The organism is Streptomyces sp. 13-12-16 (assembly GCF_002114215.1).
Taxonomy (GTDB): domain Bacteria; phylum Actinomycetota; class Actinomycetes; order Streptomycetales; family Streptomycetaceae; genus Streptomyces.
In genome coordinates, this window is the sequence record NZ_NCTE01000769.1 from 649 (window position 1) to 8,152 (window position 7,504).

6 protein-coding genes are annotated in these 7,504 nt (G+C 72.4%); 1 reads left to right on the forward strand and 5 read right to left on the reverse strand.

Going from position 1 to position 7,504, the window contains the following annotated elements; genetic code table 11:
• From B7767_RS28290 to B7767_RS28300, 3 genes are all read right to left on the reverse strand, one after another.
• On the reverse strand, positions 1-1,649 hold a 1,649-nt coding region (locus tag B7767_RS28290), incomplete at its 3' end, for a tetratricopeptide repeat protein (protein ID WP_085574647.1).
• A gap of 101 nt (positions 1,650-1,750) precedes the next feature.
• A complete protein-coding gene (locus B7767_RS28295) occupies positions 1,751-2,242 on the reverse strand; it encodes a hypothetical protein (protein WP_085574642.1) in 492 nt (163 codons plus the stop codon).
• Positions 2,239-4,632 carry a molybdopterin oxidoreductase family protein gene (locus B7767_RS28300; RefSeq protein ID WP_085574643.1) on the reverse strand — a complete coding sequence of 798 codons (2,394 nt, stop codon included), beginning with the start codon at positions 4,630-4,632 and terminating at the stop codon, positions 2,239-2,241. Before B7767_RS28300 ends, B7767_RS28295 begins: the two co-directional genes overlap by 4 nt.
• A gap of 224 nt (positions 4,633-4,856) precedes the next feature.
• Between B7767_RS28300 and B7767_RS28305 the strand changes: the two genes are divergently transcribed.
• The gene (locus B7767_RS28305) at positions 4,857-5,678 is read left to right on the forward strand and encodes an SAM-dependent methyltransferase (protein WP_085574644.1); all 822 of its coding nucleotides are present in this window, start codon (positions 4,857-4,859) and stop codon (positions 5,676-5,678) included.
• Between the two features lie 71 nt (positions 5,679-5,749).
• On the opposite strand, the gene B7767_RS28310 is transcribed toward B7767_RS28305, so the two are convergent.
• Together B7767_RS28310 and B7767_RS28315 are read right to left on the reverse strand one after the other, a co-directional pair.
• Positions 5,750-6,670 carry a helix-turn-helix transcriptional regulator gene (locus B7767_RS28310; protein ID WP_085574645.1) on the reverse strand — a complete coding sequence of 307 codons (921 nt, stop codon included), beginning with the start codon at positions 6,668-6,670 and terminating at the stop codon, positions 5,750-5,752.
• Positions 6,671-6,845: 175 nt separating this feature from the next.
• Positions 6,846-7,076: a DUF397 domain-containing protein gene (locus tag B7767_RS28315; RefSeq protein ID WP_085574646.1), complete on the reverse strand. Its 231-nt coding sequence runs from the start codon at positions 7,074-7,076 to the stop codon at positions 6,846-6,848.
• Positions 7,077-7,504: the final 428 nt, after the last annotated feature.

Here is a 7,504-nt window from a genome sequence, read left to right on the forward strand (position 1 = left end):
GGGTGGGTCTCCAGCCGGCAGAAGCAGGACGACTCGACGGGTACGTCCGCCAGCGCGGTCGCCCGCTTGAGCTGCTGGGCGACGATCGCCGCCTCCCCGGTCCTGCCGGTGCGCAGCAGGCACTCGTGGAACCCGTGCAGTGCCCAGACGTTGCCCGGGTGCTGAAGGGGCCGGGGCAGGGTGCCGTCGAGGCCCAGGTCGGCCCGGTACACGGCTTCGGCCTCTTCGACGCGGCCCCGCTCCAGCAGCAGCGCCCCGTAGGCGTGCCGGGTGGGCTGCATCCAGCCCCAGGGCTCGTCGTAGGGCAGGTTGTCGTCCAGCTCGACCGAGCGTTCCAGCGCGGCGAAGGCGGTGTCGTACTCGCCCTTGCGGTAGGCGAGTTCGCCGTCCAGCATCGCCGACGCGATGGCGAGGATGTCGTGGCAGGTGTTGTTGAAGAGCATCCGGGTCCCGGGGACGCGGCGCACGGCCGCCCGGAAGGCGGTCCGCTCCGCCTCGGCCCCGTCGGTGGCGCCGGTCGCGGAGAGGGCGACGCCCCGCGCGTAGTGGAGCATGGCGGTGGTCACGCAGTACAGCTCCGGGTCGGCGGGGAACGGCAGCGCCAGGACGTCGTCCCAGCGGCCGAAGCGGATCAGGACGTGGACGCGCATCGCCAGGAACCCCTCCAGCCAGTCGGCCATGGGCGGGCTCTGCACCCGGAGGAGTTCCTCGGGGACGGCGGCCTCGAGCCGCGCGGCGGCGTCCAGGGCCACCTCCGACTGGCCGGCGAACATGGCACCGTAGATCCGGAAGTGGTGGTTGTGGGCGCGGTAGAGCGTGTAGAAGTTCATGGCGCCGGCCCGCTCGAGGTACTTCTCGTCGGCGGCGACGGCGGCGGTGTTGTCCGAGACGACCCGCCGGTAGTCACCGCACAGCACTTCCAGGTGCGAGGGCATGTGGAGCAGGTGCCCGGCGTCGGGCACGGCGCCGCGCAGCCGGTCGGCGACGGTGAGGGCCGCTTCCGGCGTGGGGGACATCTCCATCAGGTGGACGTACAGGTGGAGGACGCCGGGGTGCCGGGCGCCCGCGGCGGTGGCGAGGGCGCCGTCGAGGACCGCCTTGGCCTCCAGGGTGCGGGCGCCCTCGGCCGGGCGGCCGGTCCTGAGGTCCCACAGCTGCCAGGGGGTGAGGTTCATCAGGGCGTCGGCGCAGAGCGCGGCCACGTCCGGGTCGCCGGGGGCGTTCTCGTACACGGCGAGCATCCGGTCCGCGTAGGGCTCGTTCCACACCGAGCAGTCCTCGGCGGCCTCCGCCTGGGGGTAGCGGGCGCGCAGGGCCTCGATGAGGGCCCGCTCGACGGGGGTGGCGCGGGCGGCCTTCTCGTGCGCCCGCTCCACCGCCCGGTGGGTGCGCGCGACGGTGCCGGCGAGTTCGTCGCCGTCGAAGGCCTCCCAGGGTTTGTTGTAGTTGGGGCCCAGGGCGTAGGCGATGCCCCAGTGGGCCATGGCGCAGTCCGGGTCGGCCTCGGCCGCCTTCTCGAAACAGACGACCGCCTCCTCGTGGTTGAACGCGTACGTCCACACCAGCCCGCGGTCGAACCAGAGTTGGGCGTCGGCGGAGGAGGTCGTCACGGGCCGGCGGTGGTCGCCGAGGTCGTAGTAGCCGTCCATGCGTGCCTCCCGGGGCAGCGGGCGTCCGGTAGGGACGAAACCGACGATAGCGGGGCACACGTGTCGGCGCAGGCGTCGGCGGGGACCGCCACCCGTGCCGGTTACGCGCTGACGAGGAGCTGCGGCGACAACACCTTGATCATCGTGTTGGTCCAGCGCATCTGGCGGAGGGTCCGCGGATGGCAGGAGGAGACCAGCTCCAGCAGCTCCTGGTCCCGGGTGGCCTGTGCCGCCTGGGCGAGCATCTCCCAGTGGAGCGAGCTGCGCGAGGCCGCCAGATGCAGGTCGCGCAGGTCGTGCAGGAGCAGCAGGCCCGTCTCCGGGCGGCGCCCGAGGGTCTGTGAGGCCTTCTCCCGCAGGGCGGCGAGCGCTCCGGGCGCGGGGTGGTCGCGGGGGCCTGAGAGACGGACGCCGTGGTCGGGTCCGAGGGCGGCGAGCCGCGTGGCGTGTTCCCGGGACCAGCGGGCGACGTCGGTGGCGACGTGGTGGAACTCGTGCTCGGCGCGATGGCGCTCGGCGGCGGCCAGCAGGTCCTGTTCCAGGTCCCGCTCGTCGTCGTGCAGGATGCGGAGTGTGACGCCGATGCCGCTCATGAGGCGCTCCCCGCCGTCCCGGTGCCGGTGCCCCGCCGCGCGTCGTCGCGCCGGGAGACCAGGGTGACGCGGGCCGCGGCCGTCTTGAACAGGGGCTGTTTGGAGAGGGGGTCCCAGTCGGTGATGGTGGTCTCGTTGGCGGCCCGGCCGGGCCGGCCGTCGGGCGGCCGGTGTCCCTGCGGGGTGTCCCAGTAGCCGTAGTGGAAGGGCACGAACACCACGCCGTCGCGGATCGCCGTGGTCCGCAGCCGGGCCCGTATCGCCCCGCGCGGGGTGGTGACCTGGACCAGGTCGCCGTCGGCCAGGCCCTGTGCGGAGGCCTCCGCGGGTGAGATCTCCGCCCACACGTCCGGTGCGGCGGCGTTCAGCTCGGGTGCGCGGCCGGTCTTGGTGCGGGTGTGGAAGTGGTACACGGTGCGGCCGGTGATGAGCCGGAGGGGGTACTCGGGTGAGGCGTCCTCGTGCGGCGGGAGGTATTCCGCAGCCTTGATCACCGCCTTGCCGTCCGGGTTGAGGGAGCGGTACTCGACCGGGGTGACGGTCGCGCCGGTGACCATGTCCTTGCCGTAGCTCTCGCACGCGTCGGGGTGGGCGTAGGTGATGCCGTCGGTGTAGAGGCGGGCGGTGCCGTCGGGGGCGTCCTCGGTGCAGGGCCACTGGATGCCGCTGCCGTGCCGCAGCTTGTCGTAGCTGAGTCCGGTGTAGTCGCAGGGGCGCCCGGCGCTGCACCGCTGCCAGGCGGCGAACGCGCCCTGCGGGTCCCGCCAGCCGATCAGCGGGCCGCCGTCCTTGTCGCGGAAGTCCATGCGGGCGGCGAAGTCGAGGAAGATGTCGAGGTCGGGCCGGGCCTCGCCGGGCGGTTCCACGGCCTTCTCCGACAGGTGCACGGTGCGGTCGGTGTTGGTGAAGGTGCCGGTCTTCTCGCCCCAGGTCGCGGCCGGCAGGACGACGTCGGCGAGCTGGGCGGTCTCGGTGAGGAACAGGTCCTGCACCACCACGAACAACCGCTCCTGGGCGAGGATCGAGCGGATCCTGGCGAGCTCGGGCAGGGAGACGGCCGGGTTGGTGCCGGTGATCCACAGCATGCCCAGTGAGCCCTGCTCGGCGTAGCGGAGGATCTGCATGGCGTGGGTGGGCGGGCCGTAGTGCGGGATGGCGTCCGGCTCGACGTTCCAGATCTCGGCGAGCTGGGCCACGTGCTCGTCGTTCTGCCAGTTGCGGAAGCCCGGCAGGTCGCCGTTCGCGCCGCATTCGCGGGTGTTCTCGGCGGTGGGCTGGCCGTTCATCTGGAGCAGCCCGCAGCCGGGGCGGCCCAGCATGCCCCGGATCAGATGCAGGTTGTTGACCTGGACGGCGGCGGCGGAGGCCTGGTGGGACTGGTAGACGCCCTGCAGGACGGTGGACAGCAACCGCCGTGCGCCGCCGAGGAGCTCCGCCGCCCGTTCGATCTGCGCGGCGGGGACGTCGCAGATCTCCGCGGCCCACTTCGGGGTGCACTCCTCGACGCGGGCGGCGAGTTCGCCGAAGCCGACGGTGTGCGCGTCGATGTAGGCGCGGTCGGTCCGGCCGGTGCGGATGATCTCGTGCAGCAGGGCGTTGAGCAGCGCGACGTTGGTGCCGGGGCGCGGCGCCAGGTGGACGTCGGCGCGCCGGGCGACGGGGGTGTACCGGGGGTCGACGCACAGCAGCCGGGGCGGGTCGGAGCCCTCCAGCCGGTCCAGCATCCGCATCCACAGCACGGTCTGGGTCTCCGCCACGTTGTGTCCGAACAGGGCGATGGTGTCGGCGTGGTCGACGTCCTCGTACGAGCCGGGCTGGCCGTCGGAGCCGAAGGTCTCCTTGAGGGCCTCGGCGGCCGTCGCCGTGCACAGGCGGGTGTTGCCGTCGAGGTGGTTGGTGCGGATGCCGACGTGGGCGATGAGGGCGAGGGTGTAGTACTCCTCCAGGAAGAGCTGCCCGCTGGTGTAGAAGCCGACGGCGCCCGGACCGCGTTCGTCCAGCAGGTTCTTCGTGCGGGCCGCGATCCGGTCCATGGCGGTGTCCCAGTCCGACTCCACCAGCCGTCCGTTCTCCCGCACGAGGGGCCTGGTCAGCCGGTCCGGTGAGTGGTTGGCCTGCCAGCCGTAGAGGTCCTTGGGCCCGAGCCGGCCGCGGTTCACCCGGTCGACCGCGCGGCCCCGCACGCCCACGATGCGCCCGTCGCGCACCGCGATGTCCAGTGCGTCGCCGTTGGAGTGCAGGATGGAGGCGGACCGCACCCACCGCTCCACGTCCTCCTCCGCGACGCCCTCCGCCAGGTGCGTGTCGGTGCGGGCCGGCCAGGGGGCGCCGGGCGCGTAGGGGGTGCGCGGGCCCCAGGGGTCGGCGATCCGGTCCGTCGAGCTGTCCAAGGTCCGACCTCCACGGGGAAACGGTGGCGCCCCGCGAGTACCCCCTCTCCGGGACGCAAGCCCTCACGCTGGGCATCCACCGGGGCACTCGGGGTGATTCCGGGCGATCGGCGCGTCATTCCTTCCGGCGACGTTCGCCGACGGGCTGGCACCGCCCCTTCGCGGCTCCCTAGGATGTACTCCCTGTCCAGCCAGTCCAGTTGGCGCGGCCCGCAGGGGGAACGATGCACACCGGTAAGCAGCTGTCCACCGAGATCGACGCGACCGTGCCGACGGCGGCGCGCATGTACGACTACTACCTGGGCGGCAAGGACAACTACGCGGCGGACCGTGCCGCGACCGAGGAACTGGACAAGGTGGTGCCCAGCACCCGCCGTCTGGCGCTGAACAACCGGCGCTTCCTCCAGCGGGTGGTCCGCACCCTCACGCAGGAGTACGGGATACGGCAGTACGTCGACCACGGTTCCGGCCTGCCCACCCAGGACAACGTCCACCAGGTCGCGCAGCGCATCGACCCGACCGCCCACGTGGTGTACGCCGACAACGACCCGATGGTGCTGGTGCACGGCCGTGCCCTGCTGGAGCAGGACGAGCGCACCGTGGTCATCCAGGCCGACATGCGCGACACCGACGGGATATTCGGCCACCCGGAGACCCGGCGGCTGATCGACTTCTCGGAGCCGGTGTGCGTGCTGTTCAACTCGGTCTTCCACTGCATCCCGGACGACGACGCCGACGGTCCGCTCGCCCTGGCCCGCCGGGTGCGCGAACGGCTGGCACCGGGCAGCTTCATGGTGATGTGCCAGCTCGTCAGCGAGGACGCCGAGGTCCGCGAGTTCGTCACCGACTTCATGGACCAGGCGACCCAGGGGCACTGGGGCCGGGTGCGCGAGCCGAAGGACGTCGAGTCGTACTTCGAGGGCCTGGAGGTCCTGGAGCCGGGCCTGGTGGAGGTGTCCACCTGGCGCCCGGACACCGAGGTGGCGCCCCGTCAGCTCACCCAGGAGTGGATCGAGTTCGGCGGTGTGGGCCGGATTCCGCTGTAACCCCCGACGCCGCGACGCCCCCGCCGGACCGCTCGGGTCCCACGGGGGCGTCGGCGTGTTCGCGCCCGCCGCTACGCCGCGGCGTAGCGCTCCGCGATCGTCCTGCGGAGCAGTTCCACCGAGTCGCGCGGTTTGAGCGCCTCGTCGGCGAGGCGGTCCAGCGCGATCCGGTACTCCTCCGTCTCGTCGCGGTCCTCCAGGAAGTTGGCGCTCCTGATGTGCTCCAGGTAGACCACGTCGGGCAGGTCGAGCCCGCCGAAGCGCAGATAGGTCACGGGGATGGCGGGCGCCGACGCGTTCGTCACGTCCAGCGGCACGATCTGCACCGTCACGTTGGGCCGCTCGGCCATCGTCACCAGGTGCTCGAGCTGCTCGCGCATCACCGCGGGGCTGCCCAGCACGCGCAGCAGGACCGACTCGTCGATGACGGCCCAGAGCTGCGGCGCGGCCTCGCGCATCAGCAGTTCGGCGCGGCGCATGCGCAGTTCGACCCGGCGCCGCACCTCGCCGGCCGGGGCGTTCGGCAGTCCCCGCTCGACCACCGCACGGGTGTAGGCGGCGGTCTGCAGCAGTCCGGGGACGTACTGGATCTCGAAGGTGCGGATGGTGGCGGCGGCCTCCTGGAGCCCGACCAGACGGTCGAACCACTCGGGCATCAGCCGCTTGTCGTACCGCTGCCACCAGCCCGGCTCCCCGGCCCTCAGGAGCAGCTTGAGCAGCACCGAGGCCTCGTACTCGTCGGTGCCGTACAGCGCCAGCAGGGCCCGGACGTCGCCCTCGGTCGGCGGGCGGCGGCCCTTGCCGGACTCGATGCGGGACAGCTTCGCCGGGCTGAAGCCGACGGAGCGCGCCGCCTGGTCCTGGGACAGTCCGGCGTCGTCGCGGAAGCCCGCCAGTTGCACGCCGACCAGCATCTTCAGCAGGGTCGGAGCGGGCTCGGGCCTGTCCAGGTAGGGTTCCAGGCGGGAGATTCGATGCGACGCGGCGGACATCCTGACTCCCAGCAGACCGGCACAAGGGCGATTTACACTATCGCATCTGACTCCCCCTCACCGCATCCGCGTGCGAAAGCCCCGGGGAAGTGGCGAGTCGGGCTCCGCTTCACCGGCACCGGTCCGGGTGGCCGGTGCCGGTCCGGGTGGCCGGTGCCGGTCCGTCGCGGGTGTTTCAGACCAGGTGGTCGAACTCGCCGTCCTTCGCGCCGGCCAGGAACGCCGCCAGCTCCGCGGCCGTGTAGACGAGGGCGGGGCCGTCGGGGTCACGGGAGTTGCGCATCGCTATCCCCCCGTCGGTCAGCGGGGCCACCTCGACGCAGTTGCCCTCGGCGTTGCTGTGCCGGCTCTTGACCCAGTGGACGTCCAACTGGCTGGCCCGCACTCCGTTGCGCACTCCTGGCACCGCTGTCTCCTTGCTGTTCCCGTGTCTCCCGGTGCGCGGTTCCGGGTGCCGGACCGCGCGCCGGGAAAAATCTCGCGCAATTTCTCGTGCAATTGCACGCGAGCGCCGTCAGCGTGGATAATAGCTGCGGCGTCAACCCCCGTGCTGGCGCCCCGTCCTGACGTCGCATCGGGGAGATGCCGTGTCATCACCTGCGCATCCGTTACTCCGGCCACCGGTCGCCACCGTGATACGGACGGGTGGCCGCGGCACGGTGACGGCAGGTCCGCGCCGGCCGCTCCCGGTGGCGCCTTGCGGACAGCCGCTCCCGGCACCGGAGACGGCCCGCCCGGTCTCCGTCCCGGGCGCTCCGCGCCTCACGCGCGGCCGGGAAGGGCTCGCGCGGACACGGTCCTCCACCCGAAGCCCCCTGCGCACCCGGCCGCTCG

What these genes read in the sequence shown, in the direction of transcription:
- B7767_RS28310 (WP_085574645.1), bottom strand. Translation starts at nt 6,670, where the DNA reads ATGTCCGCCGCGTCGCATCGAATCTCCCGCCTGGAACCCTACCTGGAC.
- B7767_RS28295 (WP_085574642.1), bottom strand. Translation starts at nt 2,242, where the DNA reads ATGAGCGGCATCGGCGTCACACTCCGCATCCTGCACGACGACGAGCGG.
- B7767_RS28305 (WP_085574644.1), top strand. Translation starts at nt 4,857, where the DNA reads ATGCACACCGGTAAGCAGCTGTCCACCGAGATCGACGCGACCGTGCCG.